Annotated in this window: 19 protein-coding genes; 14 read left to right on the forward strand and 5 right to left on the reverse strand. The window is 75.3% G+C overall.

Features of this window, described 5'->3' with window-relative positions; all coding sequences use genetic code 11:
* The first annotated feature begins 168 nt into the window (after positions 1-168).
* The 5 genes from ACZ6A9_RS29555 to ACZ6A9_RS29575 are packed head-to-tail and all read left to right on the forward strand — an operon-like array spanning position 169 to position 12,737.
* The gene (locus ACZ6A9_RS29555; RefSeq protein WP_468991531.1) at positions 169-1,023 is read left to right on the forward strand and encodes a DUF4132 domain-containing protein; all 855 of its coding nucleotides are present in this window, start codon (positions 169-171) and stop codon (positions 1,021-1,023) included.
* The gene (locus ACZ6A9_RS29560) at positions 1,020-6,059 is read left to right on the forward strand and encodes a hypothetical protein (protein ID WP_468991538.1); all 5,040 of its coding nucleotides are present in this window, start codon (positions 1,020-1,022) and stop codon (positions 6,057-6,059) included. The genes ACZ6A9_RS29555 and ACZ6A9_RS29560 overlap by 4 nt, the downstream gene beginning before the upstream one ends.
* A gap of 35 nt (positions 6,060-6,094) precedes the next feature.
* A complete protein-coding gene (locus ACZ6A9_RS29565) occupies positions 6,095-7,264 on the forward strand; it encodes an ATP-binding protein (RefSeq protein ID WP_468991543.1) in 1,170 nt (389 codons plus the stop codon).
* 5 nt (positions 7,265-7,269) lie between these two features.
* Positions 7,270-10,980, forward strand: a complete 3,711-nt coding sequence (locus ACZ6A9_RS29570) for a DUF5682 family protein (RefSeq protein WP_468991547.1) — start codon at positions 7,270-7,272, stop codon at positions 10,978-10,980.
* Positions 10,977-12,737 (forward strand): hypothetical protein, encoded by a 1,761-nt coding sequence (locus ACZ6A9_RS29575; RefSeq protein WP_468991550.1) that lies wholly within the window; start codon positions 10,977-10,979, stop codon positions 12,735-12,737. The genes ACZ6A9_RS29570 and ACZ6A9_RS29575 overlap by 4 nt, the downstream gene beginning before the upstream one ends.
* A gap of 11 nt (positions 12,738-12,748) precedes the next feature.
* Here ACZ6A9_RS29575 and ACZ6A9_RS29580 read toward each other — a convergent pair whose 3' ends face one another.
* Positions 12,749-13,615: an AraC family transcriptional regulator gene (locus ACZ6A9_RS29580; RefSeq protein ID WP_468991552.1), complete on the reverse strand. Its 867-nt coding sequence runs from the start codon at positions 13,613-13,615 to the stop codon at positions 12,749-12,751.
* A 309-nt stretch (positions 13,616-13,924) separates the two neighbouring features.
* Between ACZ6A9_RS29580 and ACZ6A9_RS29585 the strand changes: the two genes are divergently transcribed.
* The 5 genes from ACZ6A9_RS29585 (at position 13,925) to ACZ6A9_RS29605 (ending at position 17,896) form a co-directional block, all read left to right on the forward strand.
* Positions 13,925-14,374 (forward strand): ribosomal maturation YjgA family protein, encoded by a 450-nt coding sequence (locus ACZ6A9_RS29585; RefSeq protein ID WP_468991555.1) that lies wholly within the window; start codon positions 13,925-13,927, stop codon positions 14,372-14,374.
* Between the two features lie 123 nt (positions 14,375-14,497).
* Positions 14,498-15,682 (forward strand): FAD-dependent oxidoreductase, encoded by a 1,185-nt coding sequence (locus ACZ6A9_RS29590; RefSeq protein WP_468991557.1) that lies wholly within the window; start codon positions 14,498-14,500, stop codon positions 15,680-15,682.
* A gap of 61 nt (positions 15,683-15,743) precedes the next feature.
* Positions 15,744-15,959 carry a hypothetical protein gene (locus ACZ6A9_RS29595; RefSeq protein ID WP_468991560.1) on the forward strand — a complete coding sequence of 72 codons (216 nt, stop codon included), beginning with the start codon at positions 15,744-15,746 and terminating at the stop codon, positions 15,957-15,959.
* An 87-nt stretch (positions 15,960-16,046) separates the two neighbouring features.
* Positions 16,047-17,090 carry a P1 family peptidase gene (locus ACZ6A9_RS29600; protein WP_468991563.1) on the forward strand — a complete coding sequence of 348 codons (1,044 nt, stop codon included), beginning with the start codon at positions 16,047-16,049 and terminating at the stop codon, positions 17,088-17,090.
* Positions 17,091-17,458: 368 nt separating this feature from the next.
* Positions 17,459-17,896 carry an OsmC family protein gene (locus tag ACZ6A9_RS29605; protein ID WP_468991569.1) on the forward strand — a complete coding sequence of 146 codons (438 nt, stop codon included), beginning with the start codon at positions 17,459-17,461 and terminating at the stop codon, positions 17,894-17,896.
* 89 nt (positions 17,897-17,985) lie between these two features.
* Here ACZ6A9_RS29605 and ACZ6A9_RS29610 read toward each other — a convergent pair whose 3' ends face one another.
* On the reverse strand, positions 17,986-18,603 hold the full coding sequence (locus tag ACZ6A9_RS29610) for a TOPRIM nucleotidyl transferase/hydrolase domain-containing protein (protein ID WP_468991574.1): 618 nt from the start codon (positions 18,601-18,603) through the stop codon (positions 17,986-17,988).
* Between the two features lie 166 nt (positions 18,604-18,769).
* On the opposite strand from ACZ6A9_RS29610, the gene ACZ6A9_RS29615 reads away from it, so the two are divergent.
* From ACZ6A9_RS29615 to ACZ6A9_RS29630, 4 genes are all read left to right on the forward strand, one after another.
* Positions 18,770-19,648 carry a class I SAM-dependent methyltransferase gene (locus tag ACZ6A9_RS29615; protein ID WP_468991577.1) on the forward strand — a complete coding sequence of 293 codons (879 nt, stop codon included), beginning with the start codon at positions 18,770-18,772 and terminating at the stop codon, positions 19,646-19,648.
* Between the two features lie 96 nt (positions 19,649-19,744).
* Positions 19,745-19,909: a 50S ribosomal protein L33 gene (rpmG, locus tag ACZ6A9_RS29620; RefSeq protein ID WP_189559932.1), complete on the forward strand. Its 165-nt coding sequence runs from the start codon at positions 19,745-19,747 to the stop codon at positions 19,907-19,909.
* 41 nt (positions 19,910-19,950) lie between these two features.
* Entirely contained in the window at positions 19,951-20,073 is a 123-nt protein-coding gene (gene ykgO / locus ACZ6A9_RS29625) for a type B 50S ribosomal protein L36 (protein WP_468991583.1), read from the forward strand.
* A gap of 139 nt (positions 20,074-20,212) precedes the next feature.
* Positions 20,213-21,277, forward strand: a complete 1,065-nt coding sequence (locus tag ACZ6A9_RS29630) for an NAD(+)/NADH kinase (protein WP_468991736.1) — start codon at positions 20,213-20,215, stop codon at positions 21,275-21,277.
* Between the two features lie 64 nt (positions 21,278-21,341).
* Here the strand turns inward: ACZ6A9_RS29630 and ACZ6A9_RS29635 are convergent, their stop codons facing one another.
* From ACZ6A9_RS29635 to ACZ6A9_RS29645, 3 genes are all read right to left on the reverse strand, one after another.
* Positions 21,342-22,892 carry an FAD-dependent oxidoreductase gene (locus ACZ6A9_RS29635; RefSeq protein WP_468991586.1) on the reverse strand — a complete coding sequence of 517 codons (1,551 nt, stop codon included), beginning with the start codon at positions 22,890-22,892 and terminating at the stop codon, positions 21,342-21,344.
* A 53-nt stretch (positions 22,893-22,945) separates the two neighbouring features.
* Positions 22,946-23,860: an AurF N-oxygenase family protein gene (locus ACZ6A9_RS29640; RefSeq protein WP_468991590.1), complete on the reverse strand. Its 915-nt coding sequence runs from the start codon at positions 23,858-23,860 to the stop codon at positions 22,946-22,948.
* A gap of 198 nt (positions 23,861-24,058) precedes the next feature.
* Positions 24,059-25,633 carry a mucoidy inhibitor MuiA family protein gene (locus ACZ6A9_RS29645; protein ID WP_468991594.1) on the reverse strand — a complete coding sequence of 525 codons (1,575 nt, stop codon included), beginning with the start codon at positions 25,631-25,633 and terminating at the stop codon, positions 24,059-24,061.
* Positions 25,634-25,635: the final 2 nt, after the last annotated feature.

A 25,635-nucleotide genomic window follows, 5' to 3' on the forward strand; every position in this document is an offset into this window, starting at 1 on the left:
GCACCGGTGAACGGCCTCCCGACACGGCGCCCGACCACCCCGATGGCCCTGCCCGCCCGGCCGGGGAACCGGGACGTCCGCACCCGCGTCCGTCAGGGCCGGGACCCGATGTCAGAGCCCTGTTCTAAGGTTCCCGTCACTTGATCATTGTGAATGCGGGAGGCACACATGGGGTGGGTGTCGGCCGGCGGCTACGAAGTCGCCCTCGACGACGGCAAGGTGGTGTGCCGCAACGCGGCCGGACGGCGGCTGAAGTCCGTACCGGCGAAGATCGCCGACGATCCCGCGGTGGTGGGGCTGCGGCAGCTCGTCGAGTGGCTCGAGCGGCACGAGCGGCAGTGCCTCGCCGACGTGGAGCGGTGGATGGTGCGCTCCCTGCCGGTGCCCTTCGCCGTCCTGGCCCGGGTGTGGCCCGACCCGGCCTGGCAGGCCGCCCTGCGCGACACGGTCGTCACGGGAGCGGACGGCGTGGTGGCCGGGTTCCTGCGGGACGCCGACCCCGAGCGCGGGCTCGGCATCGTCGACCTCGACGGCGACACCGTCCGGATCACCCCCGGTCTGGTCCGCCTCCCGCACCCGGTGCTGCTCGACGACCTCGAGGACCTGCGCGAGTTCGCCGTCGAGATCGGCATCGAGCAGCGCGCCCAGCAGCTCTTCCGCGAAGTGTGGCACCGGCCCGCGTCCCCCGGCACCGAGGCCGCCTCCGTCGAGGACTACGCGGGCGGCGCCTTCAAGGAACTGAGGTTCCTGCACGGCCGCGCGGCCCAGCTGGGTTACCGCGTACGCGGCGGTCACGCCGTGTGCTCCGTGCTGGAGGACGGCCGCGGCGTCGAGGCCCGCGTGTGGGTCGGCGACTACGACGGCTACGCGGAGACGGAGACCGGCCCGCTGGTCTTCACCGACACCGCGGGCCGGGCACTGAAGCTCGCTCAGGTCGGTCCGGTGGCCTGGTCGGAGGGCATGCGCATGGCGGCCGCGCTGTACGCCGGACGCGACATCGAGGACGAGGAGCGTGCGGCGTGACGACGTACGAGTACGACGGCATCACCTTCGACGAGGCCACCTCGGCCGCCCTGCTCGACGGGGGCGCCGTGCTGCCCCCGGGCGTCACCGACCGCGAGGACGCCGACGTCCTCACCGCCCGCACCTACACCCACACCGCGCTCGGCGAGCGGAAGGTCGTACGGCTCGTGCCCGGCACCCTCGGCGACGCCGAGGACCTCGCCCTGGACTTCCTGGGCCTGGCCAGGGAGCCCGAGACCCGCGAGGTCGGACAGGTGCGCCGGGAAACCCTCGGCTTCCCCGCCTGGGCACTCGTCAACGACCCGGCGAACGGACACCACGCGCTGGCGCTCGTACGGGACGTCGAGCGGCTCGCCCGGCAGGCCAAGTCCCGCCCCGGCACCGCCAAGGAGGGCTTCGAGGCGCTCGGCGAACAGCTCGGCCGGGCCGTCCCGCACTTCCTGCCCACCTTCTACGAACAGGCCGCCCGCGTCTTCCTCCAGCACGAGAACACCACCTACGCCGCGGCCTTCTTCGGCAAGGCCCGCGACGCGGAGCGGGTGCACGCGCTGACCGTCGACGAGGAGCGGCAGCGCGCCGTGTTCCTGGAGTTCGCCTTCGCCGGCGCACTGACGGTCAAGGCCCTCAAGGAACACGTCAAGGCCCTCGCGGCACGGCTCACCCCCGCCGAGGCATGGGCGCAGTTCCGGCAGCTGACCGTGGAGCGCTGCGCCGCCGGCATGCCGCCGTACGCTTCCCTGCCCCAGGACGCGCGCACCCTGATCAAGGCGGCCGGACTGGACCGGATCACCGAGGAGTGCGCCCTCGTCGCGGACCTGCTCGCATCACCCGCGGCCGTGCGCGCCCCCGCGTCCTTCTGGAACACCTACCGCGCGACGCTCGTCGTCCTGGCCGAGCGGCAGCCGGCCGTCCGGGCCCGGCTGCTGGAGATCATGCCCGTCGGCCTCGGCCGCTCCCCGAAGGACGACGAGTTCTGGCTGGCGCTGCTCGCCGAGACCGGAGCAGACCGGCTGCTGACCGGATCGGCCGACGCCGCGGACGGGACCGACGCGGCGGACTGGCTCACCCGCTGGGCACTGCACCGCAAGCACGGCGGCACGTTCAGCGACCGCTCGCCCGCCACCCTCGCCCTCGTCGGGCGCATGGCCCCCCGCCTGCGCGCCGACGGCCGCCCCGTGGACCTCTTCACCGGCCGGTGGCACGCCGGCGCCGACCTGGACCTGCTGGACCTGTGCGTCGCCGAGGACATTCCGCTGACCCGGCCCGGCACCGGCACGGACGTCCACCTCGGCCTCGGCCGGTGGATGGAGGACACCCGCACCGGCCGCCGTGACCTGACGGCCACGGCGGCGGACCCGTACGGGCGGCGCCTGCTCTACGACGCCGTCGGCGACCTGAACCGCCGGCGGGCCGGCACCGCCCTGCTGGAGAAGACCGCCGGCCATCCCGTGCTCGCCGGGGTGCTCCGCGAGTGGCTGGACGACGCCGCCGCCGAACTGGACGGCGCCGCCGGCCTCGCGAGCGCCCGCGCCGCGCTCGAACGGCTCCGACCCTTCCGGACGGTCGCCGCCAGGATCAGCCCGCGGGCCGTCGCCCGGGCCGCCGCGCTCGACGTCGCACCGCTGCTCGGCAACACCCTGCGCGCCGGCATCCCGGACGAACTGGGCTGGCCCGCCCTCGAAGAGGCCGTGCTCCGGCTCCAGGCCGAGACCCGGCGCGACGGCGACGACACCCTCGCCGTCGAGGAGTCCTGGCCGTTCCTCATCCTCTCCCGCAGGCACAAGGCGATCGTGGTGGGACCGCGGGACATCGTCCTCGAACACGATCTGCGGCTGCCGGCCGGACTGGACCGCTGGCAGCGGCCCTCGTTCCGCTACACCGACGGTGAACTGCTCGTCATGTGGCGGGAGGGCGGCAAACAGCGCGGCTACTGGTCGGCCCGCCCGGCCGAGGTGTTCCCGCTCGGCGGTGAGAAGCTCCCCGCCTGGTACGGCAGCGGCGACGCGGGCGAGACCTCCATCCCGCTGCCGGACGGCGGCCGCGCCACCGGCGGCCGCACCCTGCGGGCAGGCGACACGGTCCTGCCGCCCCGCCGACCCGTCATCGGGGACGGCACCTCGTACTGGCGCCAGGGACGGCAGGGCCTGCGACAGGTGTGGCTCGAATACGACCCGGTGACCGGCACCCACGGCCGCGCCTCGCTGCCCGCGTTCCTGCGCTCCGGCATCCGCGACGGCGCCACCCTGCTCCAGCAGCACTGCACGGTGCTGCCCCTCCAGCCCGGCCTGGAGCACAGCCCGTTCGGCACCGACGGCACCGTCCTCGGCCGCTGGGTACGCACCGACGGCGAGGGCGACGAGGCCCGCACCGCCGTCGGCACGCCCGACGGCCGGACCATCACCCTCCCGGCGGACAACCGGATACCGGGCGTTCCGCTCGGCGCGGTGCGCCTGCCCGGCGGCGTCGAGCCCGTCGTCGCGACCCAGTACCGCCAGATCACCTGGTACACGACCGACCACAGCGCCGGCCTGCGGGAACTGGGCAGACTGACGCCGCTGCAACGCGGCGGCGAGTTCGCCGCCGGCACACCACTCGTCCCGCCGGCCGACTTCTGGCACGCCCTGCGCCCCCGCGACGAGAACGCCTCGGCGGCTCTGCGCGCGCTGAGCGACGAGCAGGCCCGGGAACTGCTGGGCGCGGGAGCCCGTGCGCTGGCCGAGCGGCAGGCCGAGATGGCGGCGGCCAAGCGCGCGAACGCGGACTCCGAGGGCGCAGCCGGCCGGACGACCGGCAACCCCCCGGTCCCGACCGCCGAGGAGGTCCTGCGCGCGGTCGTCTCCCGTTCCCTGCCCGCACTCACCCAGCCCCGGGTCCTCACCGGCGTCACCGCCCTCGTGCTCGCGGTGCTGCGACTCGCCGAGTCCGTCGCCTCCTTCGTCGAACCCCCGGCGGAGCGGCCCAGGACGCAACCCCAGCACGTCGCCGGCATGTTCGCCGACTACCGCCCCGAGGACGGCGACGACCAGACGCTGCGCGAGGCGACCGCGGGCCTCGCCGAGCAGCACGGCTGGTGGGGCGGCGGGCAGCGGTGGAGCGTGCTGCGCCAGATCCGCGCCGTCAACCACGTCCTGACCGGGAAGCCCGCCGAGGGCAGGGCCCTGCCCGCCGACGCCCGGCTCACCGGCACCGCCGACGGCTGGACCAGTGACGCGCGCACCGTCCCGGCCGAGGGCCCGGCGTGGCCGTCCCTGCTGGAGGCGCTGCGCCCGCTCGCCTACCGTGCCGCCTCACCCGCCCTGCCCCACGCGCACCGCAGGGCACTGCTGCTGCTCTTCGAGGCGATCACGGAGGGCCCGCTGGCCGCGCCCGGAGCCGTGCTGCGCGACGTCCTGCTGAGCGAGCCGCGCGGCAAGCGGGACCGCGCCGGTCAGGTGCTGCGCCGCGCCGGCCGCACCGTCGTCGTCCTCGGCTGCCAGAGCGTCGACCACCAGCACCAGCGCGTGAACTGGCTGGCCCTCGACCACGACCCGACCGGCGCGTTCGGCGCCGTCGCCCACTTCACCTCGGGACGCGAGACCCCGTACCCGCCGGTGTTCCCGGCCGAAGAACTGGCGGCGGTGACCGCGCTCGTCCGGGACAAGGGCCCCGCGCCCTGGCAGCCGGAAGCCCCCGCCGCCCTGTCCGCCGCCACGCGGGGCAGACTGGGACCGGTGCAGGCGGCCCTGCTCCTCGCCGGAAAGCCGCCCCAGCTGACCGAAGAGGTGAGCGCCACCACGGCCCTGAAACCACGGCAGAAGCAGCTGGGAGACGCACTGCTGAACTCCATCGCCCCCGGCGACAGGGCGGCCCTCGTCGGCGCCCTGCTGCCCCGGAACCCCGGTGACCTGTGGACCGCCGGACCGGACACGGACGCTGCGGGCCTGGTGTGGGCCGAGCGCCTCGACGGAGTCCTCCGGCTGCCCGAGGACCTGGTCGGAGATCTCTTCATGCCGGGACTGCCCACCGGAGCCGTCGAGGAGGTGCTCAACCCGCGCCGCACGCCCTGGCTCAGCCGCACCACCGTGCAGCGGCCCGACAAGGACGGCAACCTCGTCCCGGAGGACCCCCGTGCCCTGCCCGGACGGTACGACCTGACACGCGCCGTGTCCTCCCTGGCCGCACTCGCCTACTCGCTGCCCCACGGGCACCCCCTGCGGGCCGCGCTGCCCGAAGGACTCGCGGCGCTGCGCCGCCGCCTCGCGGACCCCGGGCTGCTGCTCGACCTGGACCTGGAGTGGACCGAGAAGGGCTCGTCGACCGCCCTGGAACTGCGCAAGGCGTACGGCCTGCCCGCCACCGGCGGCGCCGGCCCGGACGGTCTCACCCGCGTCGGCGAGGCCCTGGTCCTGCGCCCCTGGTACGGCGACCAGGAAGCCGTCCTGGTCCGCACCGCGGCTCTCGACCACGCCGACGACCCCGTGTTCGGGCTGGTCGAGGGACTGGTCGGCCCCGGACGCGGCGACGGCATGCGGGCACTGCGGACGATCCTCGACGACGGCCTCGCCCGCGCCGTGGCGGCCGGAACGGACCGGGAGGACCCCACGGGGTACGCCCACGATCCGTCCATCAGCGTGCCCGGACTGGTGGCCGAGGTCGCCTCGACCCTCGCACTGGGCGAGGACGCGGCGGGGCTCTACCTCCAACTGCTCGCCCTGCCCGACCCCACGGACCGCAACTGCGTCCGCCGGACCGGCTGGAGGCCCGCCCGGATGAAGAAGGCCCGCGCCGAACTGGCGGCGGCCGACGGGCTCGTCGTCGAGGCGAAGCGGGCCCGGGCCGGCCGCACCCTGTTCCTGCCCTGCGGCTGGCTGGACCTGAAGTCCCCCGCCCTGCCGGTGGAGATCTGGAAGCAGGGCCTCTACCCGCTGCGCGGCACCGCACCCGCGCTGCCCGTGCCCGAGCTGTTCACCCGCGCGTGGGAGCGCGTCCGCGCCGGTGACGCCCCGGCCTACGAAGAACTCGCCACCCGCGCCAACCGCAAGGGCCGCCGCCGATGACCACCGTCCACCCGCACCCGGAAGAACCCGCGCCGATGACCACCACCCTGTCCCCTTCCCCGGCCCGCCAGATCGTCCCGCCCGAGGACCGGTACGCGACCGAACTGGCCTTCCTCGCAGCCCTCGACGACGGTCCGCGCCCGCCCGCCTGGCGGCTCACCCCCCGAGCCGTCGTCACCTTCGTCATGGGCAGCGCCGGTGAGGCCCTGAAGCTCCCCGACGACGCGGAGGTCCCCGACGGCGTGCCACGGCGCCTGGTCGTCGAGGACAAGTTCGTCGGCGACCGGGCACTGGTCGAACGGTGCGTGGTGACCCTCGCGGGCGAGCGCGGACTGCTGCTCGTCGGCGAGCCCGGCACCGCCAAGTCGATGCTGTCGGAGCTGCTCTCCGCCGCCGTGTGCGGCACCAGCGGCCTCGTCGTCCAGGGCACCGCCGGCACCACCGAGGACCAGCTCAAGTACGGCTGGAACTACGCCCTGCTGCTGGCACAGGGCCCCTCCCGGCAGGCCCTCGTGCCCTCTCCCGTGCTGACCGCCATGTCCGGTGGCGCGGTCGCCCGCGTCGAGGAGATCACCCGCTGCCTGCCCGAAGTGCAGGACGCCCTGGTGTCGTTGCTCTCCGAACGGCGGATCGCCGTACCCGAACTCGCCGGCAGCGAGGACGCGCTGGCGCACGCGGCACCCGGATTCAACCTCATCGCCACCGCCAACCTCCGCGACAAGGGTGTCTCCGAGATGTCCGCGGCCCTCAAGCGCCGCTTCAACTTCGAGACGGTCGGCCCCATCGGTGACCTCGACGCGGAGACCGCACTGGTGCGCGGCCAGGCCCGGGCGTCCGTCGAGCGGGCCGGTGCGCCCTTCCAGGTCGACGACGCCGTGCTGGAGGCACTGGTCACCGCGTTCCGGGACCTGCGCGAAGGCCGGTCGGCGGAAGGCTGGGAGGTCGAGCGGCCCTCCACGGTGATGAGCACCGCGGAGGCGGTGTCCGTCGCCGGGGCGCTCGCCCTCGCCGCGGCGTACTTCCCCGGCGACCGCGACGTGCTCGGACTGCTGCCGGGGCACCTGCTCGGCGTGGTCCGCAAGGACGACCCGGCCGACGCCGCCCGGCTGCGCGGCTACTGGGACGGGCCCGTCCGGCGCCGCGCCGAACAGGGCTCCCCCACCTGGCGCACCCTGTGGGACCTGCGTACGGTCCTGGAGGGCTGACCGCCGTGTCCCTCTCCCACCGGGCCGCCCCGCAGGGCACGCCCGTCCCGCCCGACGAGGCGCTCGCCGCCCTCACCGACCCCTTCGCGCCCTGTCTCATCGGCGTGCGGCACCACGCGCCCTCGCTGGCCGCGGCCGTGCCCGCACTGCTGGACGAGGCGGAACCGGAGGTGCTGCTCGTCGAACTGCCCGCAGAGATGCAGCAGTGGCTGCCCTGGCTGGGCCACGAGGACACACGCGCGCCGGTCGCGCTCGCCGCCGCTCCCGCCGACGGGAGCGGCCGGGGACCGGCGTTCTACCCGTTCGCCGACTTCTCGCCCGAACTGGCCGCGGTGCGCTGGGCCGTCCGGCGCGGCGTGCCGGTGGTCGCCTGCGACCTGCCGCTCGCCGACCCTGCCTGGGCCGAAGGACGGCAGACCGCGGCGGCGGGGACGCCCGGGCCCGGGATCGCCACGGCCGTACGGGCCCGCCTGACGGGCCGCCCGGGGGAGGACCTCTGGGACCGGCTCGTCGAGGCGACCGCCCCCGGCTCCCCGCCCGAGGCGCTCCGCCGGGCCGCCCTGCTCACCGGGTGGGCCCTGCGCGAGGACGCGGCGGCCCGGGGCGGCGTGCCCGAGCTGGACCTGCGGCGCGAGCGCTGGATGCGGGCCCGGCTGGCCGAGGCCACCGCGGCGGGCGAGCGGGCCGCCGTGGTGGTGGGGGCCTTCCACGCCCCGGCGCTCCTGCGGCCGGAGGCGGGGGACGACACGGAACCGGACGCGGCGGCGCGGCGGTCCGGCTGGACCACCTCGCTGATCCCGTACACCTACGCGCTCCTCGACGAGCGGTCCGGCTACCCGGCCGGCATCCGCGACCCGGAGTGGCAGGACATGGTCCTGCGCGCGGCCGGCGACCCGGCGGCGCTCGAGGAGGCCCTGACCCGGGCCGCCGTACGCGTCTGCGCCGAGCTGCGCGGTCTCGGCCACCCTTCCGGGCCCGCCGACGCACGGGAGATCAGCCGGCTCGCCTCGGACCTCGCCCGGCTGCGCGGCCTGCCCGCTGCCGGCCGGGGCGAACTCGTCGAAGCCGTACAGACGGTGCTCGCGCAGGGCGAGCCGTACGGCCGGGGACGGGCCGTGGCGCGCGCGATGGAACGCGTCCTCGTCGGAACCCGCGACGGGCGTCCCGCCCCTCAGGCGCCGCGCAGCGGCCTGGCCCCCGCCGTCGAGGCCGAAGTGGCCCGGCTGGGACTGCCCGGCCCCGGGGCGGACGGCCCCGCACGCGACCTGCGGCTCGACCCGCTGCGCTCCGACCGCGACATGCGCCGTGAACTGCTGCTGCGCCGGCTGACGGTGTGCGGGGTGCCCTACGGGGAGGCCAAGGAGGTCGTCGGCGCGGGCGGCGCCGAGGCCCTCACCTCCCGGTGGGAGGTCCGCTGGACACCCGCGACCGCCGCGATGCTGACCGCGGCCGGCCTGCGCGGAGTCACCCCCGCGCAGGCCGCCGAAGGGGTACTGCGGGAACGGCGGCGCCAGGAGCTCGACGAGGGCGGGCCGACGGCGGCGCAGGCCCTCGAAGGACTCGGACGAGCGGCGGAGTGCGGCCTGACCGCGCTCGCCGGCGAACGGCTCGACGACGTCGCCGGCGTCCTGCCCGGGACCGGCACCCTGCCGGACCTCCTGGCCGGCCTGGCCCTGCTGGACCGGCTGCGGGCAGGCCATGTCCCCGGTCTCGGTCCCGACCCGGACAACGAGGTCCGGGCTGCCGCCGTCGCGGACCTGCTCACCGCGGCGGCGGTACGCCAGGTGGACGGCCTCACCGGATCCGAGGACCTGGCCGACGCCCACGCCCTGCTCGAACTGGCCCACCGCGCGGACCTGCTGGGCGGCATCCGGCTCACCGACGCCCTGCAGCGCCTGTCCGCGGACGGCTCCCCGATGATGCGCGGCGCCGCCGGCGCCGTACGCGTCCTGCTCGGCCACGAGGACGCGCGGGTCTTCGGCGCCCGCGTGGCCTCCTGGGTCGACGGGGCCACCGGCCCCGACTCCCGCGCCGCCCTCACCGCCCGGCTCGGCGGACTGCTGAGCGCCGCGGGCCCGCTCCTGGAGACGGCGGAACCGGCACTGGAACCCCTCCTCGCCCGGGTGACGGAGCTGCCCGACCGGGCCTTCCTCGACCGGCTGCCCGCGTTGCGCGGCGGTTTCGACACGCTGAGCCCCGCGGCCCGCGACCGCCTCTTCGCCACCGTCGAAGCGGGCCTCGGCACCCCGCACGTCGCCGACACCGCCGGCGTCGACCCGGTGGCCCTCGCCGCCTGGACCGAGGCGGACTTCGCGGCCCGCGAGAGGCTGCGCTCACTGCGCCTCCTGCCGCGTGCCGCCGCCGCGACCCCCACCCCGGACGGCCCGCCGGCCGGGTCCGGGACGGGCGACGGGGCACGGCCGGGGCCGGACGGCCACGCACGGCATGCCGCAGCCGGTACCGCGCGGCCCGGCCCGGACGCCCCGGCACCGGCCGGAGGACCGGAACCCGCGGTGCGATCCCGGCCCCGGTCCGGTGCGCCGTCCCGGCCGGGCGACACCACGGCCGGAGGCGTCGTCGAGGCCGTCGCGGGGCGGGGCGGGGCGCACTTCCTCGCCCCGGCCGACCGCTGGCGTCTCCTCCTCGGCCGCCGCACCGACGCGCTGCCGCGGTCCGCCGTACCGCTGGCGACCGCGCTGGACGAGCTGTACGGCAGCGGACGCGGCGAAGGCAGCCGCGGGAGTCTCGCCGGCCCCGGTCGCGGCGGCGGACGCCAGGCGCCGTACCCCGGGGTGCGCGAGTGGTCCAAGGAGCTGGCCGCGCTGTTCGGGCCGGGCATCCGCGAGGAGGTCCTGGCCGCGGCCGCCGCGTCCGGCCGCAGCGATGTCCTCACCGAACTGGACGCGGACGGGGTGCGCCCCTCGGTGGACCTGCTGCGCACCGTGCTGCGGCACGCGGGCGGCCTGCCCGAGGCCCGGCTGGCCGCACTGCGCCCGCTGGTCCGGAGCCTCGTCGAGGCGCTGACCCGGCAGCTGGCCACCCGTCTGCGCCCGGCCCTGCACGGCACCGCCCTGCCCCGCCCCAGCAGACGCCCCGGCGGGGGCCTGGACCTGCCCCGCACGCTGCGGGCCAACCTGGCGACCGCCCGCCGAGGCCCGGACGGCACGGTCCAGGTGATTCCCGAGCGCCCGGTCTTCCGCACCCGGGCGCGGCGGGCCGCCGACTGGCGGCTGGTCCTGGTCACCGACGTCTCGGGCTCCATGGAGGCGTCCACGGTGTGGGCGGCGCTGACCGCCTCCGTGCTGGCGGGGGTGCCGACGCTCTCCACCCACTTCCTGGCCTTCTCCACCGAGGTCATCGACCTCACCGGGCACGTGGACGACCCGCTGTCCCTGCTGCTGGAGGTCTCCGTCGGGGGCGGCACCCACATCGCCGCCGGACTGCGGCACGCGCGTGAACTCGTCACCGTGCCCTCCCGCACCCTCGTCGTGGTGGTCAGCGACTTCGAGGAGGGCTATCCGCTCGGCGGTCTGCTCGCCGAGGTGCGCGCGCTGGTCTCGGCCGGCTGCCACGTCCTGGGCTGCGCGAGCCTCGACGACACCGGCAGACCCCGCTACTCCACAGGGGTCGCCGGCCAACTGGTCGCCGCAGGGATGCCCGTCGCCGCCCTCAGTCCACTCGAACTCGCCCGCTGGGTAGGGGAGAAGATCGCATGAGCCCGGACCTGCCTCCGGTCGTCCCGTCCGTCACCGCCGAACTCGTCGCGGCGCTCCCGCCCCGGCTCCGCAAACGGCTGGACGCCGGCGTGACCAAGCTCCTGGCACGCCCCGCCACCCGGGACGGCGACACCGTGCGGATCGCCGTGGACGACGAGACCGATGTCGTCCTGCACGCGCCGGGCGGGGCGGTGACCGGTGCGGACGCGATCCGCTGCGGATGCCTGCTGGCCCCCGACTGCCTGCACCGCGCGGCGGCCGCCTCGGCGGCACCCGTCGCCGACGACACCCCCGTCCCGGGCCCCGCCGAAGACCCGGCCCCCAGCGAGGACACGGACACACCGGAGGAGACGGGAGAGACGGAGCCCGAGCGCACCACGCCCGCACAGCACACCGCCGCACGCGCGGTGTTCGACGCGGCCGCCGCCGTCCTGGAAGCCGGCGCCGACGGCGCGGGCGCCGTGCTCCAGGCGGAACTGCTGCACGCCGCGCACACCGCCCGACTCGCCGGCCTCCCGCGGGCCTCTGCGGCAGCGGTCTCCGTGGTGACCGCCGTCCGCGCGGCCCGCGCGGCCGACCCCGGATACCGGCTCGACGACCTCGCCGACTCCCTCACCGCCGTCCTCGACGTCGCCCACCGCGTCCCGCACGCCACCGGACCCGACCTGACCGGACTGCGCGGCACGGTCAGGCAGCCGTACCGCCCCGACGGGTCCCTGCGCCTCTACGGGCTCTTCTCCGAACCCGTCCTCACCGCCACCGGCTACGCGGGCGCGGTCACCTGGACGGCCGACGCCGAAGGACGCCTCTACACGGTGTCCGACGTGATGCCCGGCGGCCCCGCCCGGGCGACCGGCGCCGCCGACCGCGCCGTACGCATCGGGGACACCGCTCTGACCCACCGCGAACTGTCGCGCGCCGGGCTGGCCGTATCCGGCGCCACCGTCTCCCCGACGGGCCGCCTCGGTGCGGGCGCGGGCGTACGGGCGGTCCGCGCCTCCGGCGCCGCATGGCACGACGAACCGCTGGACCGGCTGTGGGCCGTACCCGCCGCCGACCAGGTCACCAGGGCCCTGAACGGCGGCCAGGACCTGCTGTTCCTGGAGGTGACCCTCACCGGCACGGTGCGGGAGACGACGGGCGACTGTCTGCTCGCCGACTGCGCGGGCGTCCCCCTGCGGCTGGCCGCCGCCCACGACGACCCGGCACTGCCCTACCGCGACAACCTCCGGCTGCTCGCCGCCGCCGGGGGCGTCCGGCTGCGGATCGTCGCACGCCTGACACCGGGACCGCACGCACGCGCCCTGCTCCTGGCCGCCACGCACCCCACCGACCCCGCGGCCCGTGTGGACCTGGGCCTGGACCGGCTCCAGCACGCCGACCTGCCCCTGGGCGCGCCCGCGCCACCGGCCGGGGCCGCCGCCGGCGGCGGCGGGGACGAGGCGCCGCTGCACCTGCTGCGCCGCCGGGTCCACCAGGCCGTGCCGGGAGGCCGCCGTGTGCTCGCCCTCGCCGGCGGCACGGCGGGCGACGCCGCCCGCCTGCGCCGCCTCGGCCTCGCCACCGCGGCCGACCTCCTCGACGATCTCCACACCGCCGCCGCGGACCGCTCCCGCGACGTCTTCGGGCGTCTGGTCCCGGCCGACACGGGCCGCTTCGCCCGGTCGTGGCTCGCCGCGGCCGTCTACACCGAGGTGGTCGAACAGGCCCTGTGCGTCCACGCCTGGGGAGGCGCCACCGGGCGGGCCACGGCCTGAACGACCGGACCTTAACGCTCCTCCCGCTCCACCGGGAGCCACAGCTTGGCATCGGCCTCGGTGCGGTCCGGCGACATCCGGGTGCGCAGGATCTCCGGTCCGGTCCGGCCGCGGTACGGGTTGGACGGGAACCACTCGGTGAACACGTCCCGCCACAGATGCTGGATGGCGTCCGGCACCGGTCCGGAGGCCGTGAACACCGCCCAGGTGCCGGCCGGCACGGGCAGTACGGCCGAGCCCTCGGGTGCCGGCGCCGAGGTGATCACTCCGTGGTAGTAGTCGAGTTCGGTGCCCTCGGCCCGGCTCGGGTCCAGGTCGTCGCAGACGGCGACGAGCCCCCGGGGCTCCTCGTCCGACAGCTCCTCCAGCTCTTCCAGAGCCTGCCGTCCGATGCCACGGACGAAGTCGATGATCGCCCGGTTCGGACCCAGGTGCACGAGGGGCACCCTGGCCCTCGGTCCGACCACGGTGAAGGCCGGCCTGTCCACTACGCGGTACCGCATGCTGTTGCTCCCTTCGACGGTGAGGCGGAAGGTCAGCCGGGGCTGGGAGACGAGCGCGGTGCCGGTGCGCCGGGCCTCGCCCGGACCCACGCCGTGCATGGCGCGGAACGCCCGCGCGAACGCCTCGCCCGAGCCGTAGCCGTACCGCACCGCGATCTCCAGCAGCGTGCCGCGTCCGGCGAGCACTTCGGCACCCGCGACGGTCAGCCGCCTGCGCCGTACGTATTCCGACAACGGCATCCCCGCGAGCGCGGAGAACATCCGGCGCAGGTGATACTCCGACGTCGCCGCCACGCCGGCCAGTTCGGCCACGTCCACGGGCTGGTCGAGACGGCGCTCGATGTGCTCCATCGTCAGGTTGAGCCGCTCCAGCACGCCCGGTCCCCTTCCTCTTTCGTGATCACCACGCTAGGCAGCCAGGACACCGCCGCACCCGACATCCTGTGCCCGATCGGATCGGGTCCGCGCGACCGCCGTCCCCGCCGGCCGTACGAGCCGGTTCCCGCCGCCGGTGTCCACCAGGGAGGTGCGCCGGTCCCCACGTTCACGGCCGCGCCGCGGAGACGACTCCGGCGCGGCCTCCTGCTCCATCCGCAGCAACGGCCAGGTGACGAGGTCGCGCGGGAGTTGCCGGTATGACGGGCGCCTGCGGCACGGGCGGCCCCGGTCAGCACAATGACGCCCATGACCTCCTCTCCCCTCATCCCCGACCACACCCCCGACCGCCCGGGACGCAGGCGCCTCACGGCGGCTGTGGCCGCGCTGGTGGTCATCGGCGCGGGACTGGGCCTGCGGGCCCTGGCGTCGGGGGACGTGGCGAAGTACGGCGGAGACGCCCTGTACACCGTCCTGATGCTCGCCCTCGTCGTCCTGGTGGCGCCCCGGACGACGCCGTCGGCCGCGGCCGGAGCGGCGCTGGCCGTCAGCTGGGGAGTGGAGTTGCTGCAACTCACCCCCGTACCCGGGGAACTCGCACAGCACAGCACCCTCGCTCGTCTGGTCCTCGGTTCCACCTTCAACGCACCCGACCTGTTCTGGTACGCGGCCGGCGCGGCCGCGGGCTGGCTCGCCATGAAGGTCGGTACAAAGCTGTGCCGCACCCCGCGCCTTGCCGAACCTATCGAATCTCGATAGGTTTCCATCGTGGTTCGATCGAGTCGCCGCCCCATGGTGAGCGTCCGAGCCGACCGGTGCCACGACGCGCCGCAGACGGCGCGCCCTCGTCGACCCGTGACCGACCCCGCAGGGAGCACAGTCATGCCCGCAGCAGCCCGCACACCCCACCGCCCCGCCCGCACGGCAGAGGCCGACGTCCTGGTGGTCGGGGCGGGGCTGGCCGGCCTGCACGTCGCCACCGTCCTCGCCCGCCAGGGCCACGACGTGCTCCTCGTCGACCGGCGGACCACCCTGGCCGGAGCGATCCGCACCACGGGGATCTTCGTGCGCAAGACACTCGACGACTTCCCGCTGCCCGGCGAACACCTCGGGCCGCCCATCCGGCGAGTCCTGCTCTACCCCCCGGGCATGCGACGTCCCGTCAGCCTGGTCAGCGACCGCGACGAGTACCGGGTGGGCGACATGGCACGGCTGTACGAAGCGGGGGCCGAGGCCGCGGTCGACGCCGGTGTCCGGCTGGCGTTGGGCACGCGGTACGCCGGCCGGCACGGCGACGCCTTCCGGCTGATCGGCCGTGACGGCCCCACCGAGGTCCGGGCCCGGTTCGTCGTCGGGGCCGACGGAGCGCGCTCGACCGTCGCCCGCGACCTCGGCCTCGACCGCAACCGCCATCTGCTGGTCGGAGCCGAAGAGGTCTTCGAGGTCCGTCCGAACGGCGAACCGCCCACCTTCCACTGCGTCCTCGACCCCGCGCTCGCCCCCGGATACCTCGCCTGGGTCGTGCACGACGGGCAGCACGCCCACGTCGGTACCGCCGGCTACGCCCACCGCTTCCCCGAAGGGGTGCGCCGGGCCGTGGCACGCTTCAGCGCCTCGGCACCCGGGCTGGCCGGAGCGGACCGTCCCGAACTGGTCGAGCGACGCGGAGGCCCCATACCCGTCGGCGGTGTACTGCGCCGCATCAGCTGCGCCGAAGGTCTCCTCGTGGGGGACGCGGCGGGCGCGGTCTCCCCACTCACCGCCGGCGGCCTGGACCCCTGCCTGCGCCTGTCGGACCTGGCCGCCCATGTCCTCGACGACGCGCTGACCGCCGGGAGACCGGGCGCGCTGGCCCACTACGACGGGGCCGGCCTGCGCGCCGCCTTCCGAGGGCGGCTGTCGCTGCGCAGAGGGCTGTCACACATCCGGACCCCGGCCGCGACGAACGCCGCGTTCACTCTGCTGCGCACACCGATGGGCCGGGCCGCGGCATCCCGCATCCTCTTCGGTGACCGCTCCTTCCCCGGCCGGCCCGCCGCCTCCCGCGTCCCGGTCGCACACCGGTGACAGCGGGGACACGGACCACCCCCCGCATGCGCGCCCACGACACCCCGTGCACGCTGGTGGCATGGCGAGCGACCAGCCCATCGTGATCTACCCGCCGGGCGACGACGGCGGCCGGCGCGTCCGCGCGGGGGCACGGTTCCTGGGGATGGCGTACGGGCTGCTGGACGTCGTGGAGTTCCTGCGCCTGGCCGGGCTGGAGGACGTCGACGACGCCTGGATGCGGCAGTCCGCGCTGGTCGAGTGGCGCGGCGGGGGCCCGGACACCTGGAGCGGGTGACCGGACTGTCGGTGCCGTCCGGCAGGGTGTTCACCCACCGTACCCGGCTTGATACCCCTTCCGGCACACATGTGTACCGTCCCCGGTATGGACCCCCGCCCCCGCGCCCGCGACCTCGGCATCGTCATCGGGCGCACGCCCGCCGGCCCGCTCGACGCGATCACGGACGTACCGGGCGTCCGGGTCGGCCACACCACGGTCCGGGACGCCGACGTGCACAGCGGAGTCACCGCCGTGGTGCCGGACGCGGTGGGCCCCGGCACACCGCTGCCTGCTGGGGTGTTCACGGGCAACGGCTACGGCAAACTCATCGGGACGACCCAGCTGACCGAACTCGGCACGCTGGAGACTCCGGTGCTGCTCACCTCGACCCTCTCGGCGTTCCGTGTCGCCGACGCCCTCGTCGGCTGGATGCTCCGGCGCCCCGGCTGCGAAGAGACACAGAGCCTCAACCCGGTCGTGGGGGAGTGCAACGACGGCTTCCTGTCCGACATCCGCTCCCGGCCCGTCCTCGAGGAGCACGTCCGGGCCGCCCTCGACGGAGCGTCCGGCGGACCGGTGCCCGAGGGCTGCGTCGGCGCGGGCACCGGCACCGTCGCCCTGGGATTCAAGGCCGGCATCGGCACGGCCTCGCGCACCCCGGACGTGGGGGACCGGCGCTTCACCGTCGGTGTCCTGGTGCAGGCGAACTTCGGCGGCACCCTGCGCGTACTCGGCCGCACCCTCACCCCCGGCTCCCTCGGGCTCGGACCGGACGTCGCGGCACCGGTCGCGGAGACGGGCTCCTGCATGATCGTGGTGGCCACGGACGCCCCGCTCGACGCCCGGCAGCTCACCCGGGTCGCCCGGCGGGCGGTGTTCGCCCTCGCACGCACCGGCGCCGCCTACAGCCACGGCAGCGGCGACTACGCCGTGGCCTTCGGTACACGCCCCGACCCCCGTGCGCCCGTCGCCGACACCGAACTGGGCGCGCTCTTCGAAGCGGTCCTCGACGGGGTGGAGGAGGCGGTGCTCAACAGCCTGCTGGCCGCGACGACGACCACGGGCGTGCACGGCCGGACCGTGCCCGCTCTCCCGGCGGACCTGTTGCTCGACGCCCTCGCCGCCCCCGCGGCCGGGAGCCCGGGATGACACGGTCCCGTGCGTCGGGAACCGGCCGCGGCCGCTCGGTCCCGTCGTCCCCGGGCCATCACCGTGCCGGGCCCGGGTTCGGCAGCTCCGGCGAGTCCAGGTGCGCCGCGGCCTCCGCCGGTCTCGCGCGGGTGCTCCGGTGCGAACAGCTCCTCGCCGTACCGGCCGCCCGGGGAACGTGAGCCGTCATGCCCGGGCCTCCTGGCGTGCGGCTGCGCGGTGCGCTGAGCACGCTCCCTCCCGGAGCGCCGCCTCCCACGGCCGGCGCGCCACCGCCCCGGGGCCGGGCCGCTCTCACCGTCTCACGGGCCGCGGGCGGCCGCGCGGGGCGACGGCCGGGCGCGTCGCGGCGCCGCTACTGTCGACCCATGAGTGAAGACACCCAGCGTTCCGTCCGCGTCGAGCGCACGGCCACCGGTCACTTCGTCGCCACCAACGCCCGCGGCGGCACCCTCCACTTCGGGACCGCCTCCGACGACGGGGGCACGGCGTTCACACCGGTCGAACTGCTGCTGGCCGCCATCGGGGGCTGCACGGCCGCGGACGTCGACGTGGCCACCGCCCGTCACGCGGAGCCCGACCGGTTCTCGGTGTCGGTGACGGGCGACAAGATCAGCGACGAGTTCGGCAACCGCATGACCAATCTCGTCGTCACCTTCGACGTGGCCTTCCCCGACGGCCAGGGCGCCGAGCGCGCCCGCGCCATCCTTCCCCGGGCCGTGCGGACGTCCCACGACCGGCTCTGCACGGTCAGCCGCACGATCGAGGCCGGCACGCCCGTCACGACGGTGATCGAGGACGCCTGACCGCCGACGCCGCGTGGTGGGCGGCCGGGGCCCGCCCGCGTCGGTGCCGGGTGCGGAGCGGGCTCGGACCGGGCGGCGTGCTGTGGCCTTCAGAGTCCGGCGAGCAGGCCCTCGAGCGGGGCGGGTACCTCCTGCGGGCCGAGCGCCTCGACGAGGACCCGGCCGTAGCGGATCTTGCGTCCCTTCTTCGTGCCGAGGAACCGCCGGAGTTGCCGCTGAGGCGCCCGGCCCTGCTGCGCGGGCTGCCGCAGGAAGGTCTGCAGGGCGCGGTCGTCGCCCTCGGCGCGGATGATCTCCTTCACCCGAGTCGTGCCCAACGCCTGGATCAGCGGGTCCTCCAGATCCGCCGCGCAGACGAAGAACCCCCGCTCGGGTGCCCCGGCCCGCTCCAGGCCACGGACGTAGTGGCCGTGTTCGGCCTCGTCGCACAGCCCCCTGAGCCGCAGGCCCAGTACGGGCGGCCCGACAAGGCCGGCGAACCGCCCGACGCTCATCGCACCGCCCATGGGAAGCACGCAGACACCCTCGGCCGCGAGGTCCCGGCCGCGCAGTGCGGCCAGCGCCTCGACCGCGGCCGCGTCGCTCAGCCCTTCGAGCAGGACGGCGGTCCGCACAGGGAGCTGTGCGGCCAGTTCCCGCGCCACGTCCGCCGAGGCGCCGGCCGCCCACGCGGTGACCGCCTCCCGGAACGCGCTCATGTCTGTCATGGGGCTAGTCTCCGCCGCCTTCCAGCGGGGGCGGTAGCGGGTTTCCGACGGGCGCCGTCGTCGCGCCCTCGGCGGCCTTGCGCGTTGCGCGGCTCGGCCGGCCATCGTCTTGCGCATCCCGGGAGGGCGCGGGCCCCACGCGGACGGCCCGCCTAGCGTCGTGGCCATGGACCACTCCACCCCGCAGCGGGTACCCCACCGTACGCAGCACGCCCACCCGCACGACACCGCGCACGCCATGGACGACCAGGCGGATTTCCTCGACATGGAAGCGGAGGTGCTCGCCGAGCACCTCGCGTCCATCACCGCCTGGCTGCCCCTCGGGGCCGATCCCCGCCACATCGTGGACCTCGGCTGTGGAACCGGAGCCGGCACCCTCGCCCTTCTCGGTCGCTTCCCGGCGGCCCGGCTCACCGCCGTCGACGCCTCGCCCGCGCACCTGCGCCGCCTGCGCCGGAAGACGGAGGCCGTCGGCGCCGGCGACCGCACCACCCTCGTCCACGCGGACCTCGACGCGACGGACTGGCCCGCCCTCGGCGCACCGGACCTGGTGTGGGCATCGGCCTCCCTGCACCACATGGCCGACCCCGACAGCACCCTGCGCAAGGTGTACGAGCTGCTCGCCCCGGGCGGACTGTTCGCCGTCGTCGAGCCGGCCGGCTTCCCCCGGTTCCTGCCCGGGGACGCCCCGGAAACCGCCCCCGGCCTCGAGGAGCGCTGCCACGCCCTGCTCGCCCACCACCACGCCGCACGCGTGCCCCATCGCGGCGCCGACTGGACGAGTGGACTGCGCGCGGCCGGTTTCACCGTCGACGACGAACGCACCCTCACGGTCGGAGTCGAACCCTCCCGCACCGAGGCGGTGGGCCGCTACGCGGTCAGCGGCTTGCGCCGCCTGCGCGACCGTGTGGCCTCGTCCCTCACGGCAGAGGACCTGACCGCTCTCGACGGACTGCTCGACACCGACGGACCGTACAGCCTCCTGCGCCGCGCCGACCTGAGCGTCCGCACCAAGATCACGGTCTGGGCCGCGCGCCGCCCCTGACCCCGGAACCGGAATACCCCGACCCGACCACGCCGTTGCAGAGACCGAACTGACATGCCTGAGTCAAAGATCGGGCAGCGGCGGAAGGAGCACCCCATGGCACGCAGCACCGCGCGGCCCGTCGTCAAGCTGAGGTCGACGGCCGGTACCGGCGTCACCTACGTGACGCGCAAGAGCCGGCTGAACGACCCCGACCGGCTCGTCCTGCGGAAGTACGACCCGGTCGCCGGAGGGCACGTCCTCTTCCGCGAAGAGCGGTGACCACCGTCCCCCGCCGTACCGTTCCGCGAAAGGAGACCGTGATGAAGGTGCGCGCGTCCCTGCGCTCGCTGAAGTCCAGGCCCGGCGCCCAGGTCGTGCGCCGGCGCGGCGTGACGTTCGTGATCAACAAGAAGGATCCGCGTTCCAAGGCCCGGCAGGGCTGATCGGCCACCGGCGTCACCCGGCGGCCCGGTACCGCGCCCGCGGAACCGGGCCGCTGCGGCGTGGTGCGGCGCGCCGGCGGCCCTCGCACGGGTCAGGATGGGGGCACAGCCGGTCGAGGCGGACGTCCAGGAGGCGCAGATGGCGGTGGGCCGGGTCGGCATGGTCGTGCACGGCGGACGTCCCGAGGCCGCGGAGGCGGCCCGCACGGTCCGGGCCTGGTGTGCCGAGCACGCCGTCCCCTGCAAGGACATCGACGTGTGGAACGACGGCGGGCGGCACAGCGCCCGGGAGGAAGTGGCGGCGGCCGGGGACCCCGACCTCGTCGTCACGCTCGGCGGGGACGGCACCTTCCTGCGCGGTGCCCGGCTGGCCGGCGCCATCGACGCTCTGGTGCTCGGAGTCGACCTCGGCCGGGTGGGTTTCCTGACCGAGGTGCCCATGGGCCTGGTACGCACGGCCCTGGACGCCGTGCACGAGGACCGGCTCGACGTGGAGCGGCGCATGCTGCTGACGATGCGTGCCTCCCGCCGCCTCGAGGTGCCCTCGGACATCGAAGCGCTGATGAGGTACGGCCGGGGCCCGCTCCTGCCCCCGACGAGCGTGCGCACCGACTGCGAGACGGGAGGCGAGTGGGGCATCCCGCTGGACGTGACCGCCCTCAACGACGTCGTGCTGGAGAAGCTCGCCCGGGACCGGCAGGTCTCGGTCGGTGTCTACATCGCCGGCCGGCTCCTGGCCTCGTACTCCGCCGACGCGCTGCTGGTGGCCACACCGACGGGCTCGACCGCCTACAGCTTCGCCGCCGGCGGCCCGGTGGTCTCGCCGGGCGCCGAGGCACTCGTCTTCACGCCCGTGGCGCCGCACATGACGTTCAACCGCTCCGTCGTCGCCGCCCCGGACGAGCCCGTCGGGCTGCGGGTGCTCGAACACTCGGGCCGCGCCGCGGTCAGCATCGACGGCCAGCTCCACGGTGTGATCGGTCCCGGGGACTGGCTCGGGGTGTACGCGTCGCCGCTCAAGCTGCGCGCCGCCCGGTTCGGCCCCATGGACTTCTACGGCCGCCTCCGTGAGCGGATGAACCTCACCGACGCCCCCGCGGCGGTGGCCGACGGCACACCGGCACCGCTCTGGCCGGTCACCGGCTCCCCACCGGGAGACCTGGCACATCTCGCCATGCCGCACCACCCGACCCCGGCCGGGTGACACGGAGGGCCCCCGACGTGCCCGGCACGTCGAGGGGCCCTCCGGCCCGCACGTACGGGCGGCGTCAGCGGCGCCGGCGGCGGCGGACCAGGCGGCGGAACGCCTTCGGGCCGGCGGCCGGTGCGGGCAGTGCGCCCGCCACCGCGTCGGCGAGCAGGGAGCCGACGGTCTCGGCCGCGCACGCGCGGTTGGCGCCGATCCCGCCCGACGGTCCGCGCTTGCTCCACCCCACGACGTACGTCCCCGGCCTGCCGCGCACCCGTCCGAGCTCGTTCGGGACGGTCCCGTTGGCCTCGTCGAACGGCAGCCCGGCCTGCGGGACCCCGCGGTAGCCGACCGCGCGCAGGACCAGGCCGGCGGGGATCTCCACCTCCCCGGTGCCGCCGGTGACGCGCACGGCGCGGGTGTGCTCGCCTCCGCACACCTCCACCGGGGCCGAGAGGAAACGGAACACGATGCGCCGCCGTCCCCGGACATCCGGCGGCAGGGACCAGTCGACGGCCCCGCGCGCCACATCCCGCAGCACCGCCGCCTTGTCCCCCGGCCCGGCGGCATCGACGGCCGGGCCGACGCGCGGATCGTGGTCGTCTACGAGCAGGTCCACCCCGGGAAGGTGCTTCAGGGCGAGCAGTTCGGACCGGGTGTACGCCGCTTCGCCCGGGCCGCGGCGGCCGAGCACCACCACCTCGCGCACCTTGCTGCGGCGCAGCTCCGCCAGCGCGTGGCCGGCGATCGCCGTGCCGGCCAGCGTGTCCGGGTCGGTGACCAGGATGCGGGCGACGTCGAGGGCGACGTTGCCGTTGCCGACCACGACGACACGCTCCGCCGACAGGTCGACGGCGTCCGGGGCGGCCTCGGGATGCGCGTTGTACCAGGCGACGAAGGCGGTGGCAGAGACACAGCCGGGCAGTTCCTCGCCGGGGATGCCGAGCCGACGGTCGGTGGCCGCGCCCACCGCGTAGATCACCGCGTCGTGGTGGGCGGCGAGCTCCTCCGCCGTGATGTGGACGCCCACGTCGAGACCCAGGTGCGTCCGCACCCGCGGATGGGTGTGGAACCGGGCGAAGGTCTCGCCCACCTTCTTGGTGGACGGATGGTCGGGTGCCACGCCGTACCGGACGAGTCCGCCGGCGACCGGGAGCCGGTCGATGAGGGTCACCTCGGCCCGTGTGTGCAGCAGCAGGTCCCTGGCGGCGTACATGCCGGCCGGTCCGGTGCCGACGATCGCGACCCGCAGCGGCCCGAAGTCCGAGGGCAGTACGCGGTCGAAGGACGGCTCGCCCCAGTCGTGGAAGTTCGGGCCCGGCCCCGCCGGATCGCCCGCGGAACTCTCCACCCGGTCCGGGGGATCCGGCGCCCCGCCGGGCTCGAAGTAGGCGGCGTTGATCCGTGCGTACTCCCGCTGCGTGGCGGGCAGCCGGTCGACGGGGAACACGGCGTCCACCGGACAGGCGTCGGCGCAGGCCCCGCAGTCGATGCAGCTTTTCGGGTCGATGTGCAGCATCTCCGTGCTGCCGAAGGCCCGTTCCTCGGGCGTGGGGTGAATGCAGTTGACCGGGCAGACGGACACGCAGGTGGCGTCGTTGCAGCAGGTCTGGGTGATCGCGAAGGCCATGGTCGTCCGCTCCGCTGAAGGCCGGGACAGGTGCAGGGGGATGGGCGCGGTCGTCAGACGAGGTGGGCGCGCCTGTAGAAGAAGAGCGCCGGCCGGGTGAGCAGACCCACCGAGGCCAGGAACTCCATCAGGCCCGAACAGCTCGCCCGCATCATCGACTTGTGGTGCTCGTTCGCCTTCGCCTCGCGCAGCGCGCGCTTCTCGTCCAGGCCGGCGTGGGCGTACACCTTCCGGTTCACCATGCTGGTGACGATCACGTACGCCGAGACGGAGATCAGGACGGCGTGGATCCGGCGGCGCAACCGTCCCGCCCGCGCCAGGTGCCGGCGCGTCTCGTCGCGGGCGAACTTCATGTGCCGCGACTCCTCGACGACATGGATGTTGTTGATGGTGCGGACGAACGGCACGACCCGCTCGTCGCGCATCCAGTCGCGCTGCATGACGTCCAGGACCTCCTCGGCCACCAGGATCGACGCGTACGCCGCCTCGCCGAAGGCGACGGTCTTGAAGAACCTGCCCAGTTCGAGCGCCGCCCGGTCCGGACGGTAGGCCGGGGCCCCGAGCTTCTTCGCGCCGCGGGCGAACATGATCGAGTGCCGGCACTCGTCGGCGATCTCGGTGAGCGCCCACTGCACGGTGTCGTCCGTCGGGTCCTTGGCGTAGATGTCCCGCAGCACCATCTGCTGCAGGATCATCTCGAACCAGATCCCGGTGCTGGCGACGGAGGCCGCCTCCTGGCGCGTCAGCGCCTTGCGCTGTGCCTCGCTCATCTCGTTCCAGTACGGCGTCCCGTAGAGCGTGCTCCACTCCGGGCTGGCGCCGTGGAAGTTCGTGTCGAGGGGGGTGTCCCAGTCGACCTCGGTGAGCGGGTCGTAGGAGAGCTGCGCGGACGAATCGAGCAGCCGCCGGGCCACACCGTCGTCCGAGGGATGGGTCCGGGCCTCCGGCTGAGAGGTGCTGCTGGCCATGCTGAGGGCTCCTCCGGGTCGAGACCATGCGCTATTACCACGGGTAACGGCCGCCGCTTGCTGACGAACTGTATAGCAAGACGGAGCGGCTTCCTACCCCTCGGTAGCGGAGGATCGCCAGGTCTCGGGAGGGCCGCGATCAGGAGCCCGCCCGCGCGGCGGGCCCCGCCGCGGACCACGGTCGCTTCCCTCACGCGGTCAAAGACCGGTGACCTTGCCGCTCGCCGACACCTCGTAGACCAGGGTGACCGCGCGCCGGCCACCCGGGCCCAGCGGGACGTCCCAGCGCACGATGCCGTCCTCGTCGACCGCGTCGGGCACGGGCGAGCAGGCGTCCCGGTGCAGCCGCACCTCCACAGCCGACACCTCGGAGACCGGGATGCGCTCCCGCAGGACGATCACCCGGTCGTCGTCGTCCCCGGGGGCGGAGAACCTGGACAGGTGCAGCCGGACGGTCCGGGTGAGGACGGTCCGCTGGCCCATCCCGGCGGTCTCACGGGTCTCCTCGGTCTGCCTCAGGACCCGGTGGTCGTCCCGGCCGCCGAAGGCCAGCTCGAAGGGGGCGCCCGGGGCGGTGAAGTCCAGGATGCCGCGTCCGCCGAAGCCGCTGCCGCCGATGAGGTCGACGGGCCCCGCGAGCAGTGCGTGACCGGACCGGTTGACGCACCGCACCACCTGGCTGACCAGCGGCGACAGTTCGGGCGAGCAGGTGTACTCACTGCGGGCGGCAGAGGTGAAGGAGGACAGCGGGACGCGGTGGGCGCGGCCGTCAGCCGGCACGGTGACCGGCGCGGGGGAGTGGAGGACCCGCACCTCCCCGCCGTCGTCCACTCCCGGCAGTCCGGGCACGGCGGCGGGACTGGGACCAAGGTCCGCGATGTCCTCCTCGCGCAGGCCGACATGGACGGTACGGCGCTCCGTGGCCGTGCGGTCCGTGAGCGTCAGCCGGTCCTCGCCGAGCCGCGGCGGTTCACCCGCCGACGCGGAGCGGGCGGTCGACAGGGTCAGCCGTACGTCCGGCCAGTCCTCGCCGGTGCGCTGCCAGACGATCGCGTCCGTCTCCAGGGTGAGCTCCCGGCCGTCGAGCACGGCCCGGTAGGCGGGCCGCCACAGGGCGCACGGGGTGAGATGGCTCAGACGCAACTCGGCCCGCCCGTCGGCCGGGGCGTGGACGGTCAGCTCGATGTGGCCGGTCAGCTCCGCGGGCTGCGTCCCGAAGAGATCCAACGACCGCTGGGCGTCGGAGAGTTCGCCGGCGACGCCGGCCAGCCCGGCCTCCACCGCGCGCAGCCGCTCACCGCAGGAGTCGCGTGCGCCGTCGACCCGGTCCAGCTCCCGGTTCCAGCGCTCCCGCTCGGGCTCTCCGCAGCCGGCACCCTCGGCGATGTCCCGCAGCAGGTCGGCGGCCACACGGCCCAGCAGTTCGACACGGGCTCGCAGCCGGTCACGGCGCCGCTCCAGGACCGACCGCTCCTCCTCCAGGGCCCTCACCCGCCGGCGCAGCGCGGAGTCGTCGCCGGCGGGCCCCGGCCCGCGCGGGGTCCAGGTGCGGACGAGCCGCACGTCGAGCACGGTCGCCGGGTGGCCGCCGGTCAGTTCGGCCTGGAGGGTATGGTCCACGGCGAGCGCGCTGACCGGTCCGAGGCGCAGGCGCCGGGTGCCGGCCCGCAGATCGAGCACGGCGGTCCGCTCCACGTGGGCGCGGTCCTCCGTGCAGGTGACGGCGGTGACGGGAAGAGCGATCAGCGGGATCGGCTCCGGTGACGTAGACATGG

The sequence above is a fragment of the Streptomyces sp. NPDC041124 genome (assembly GCF_055592385.1).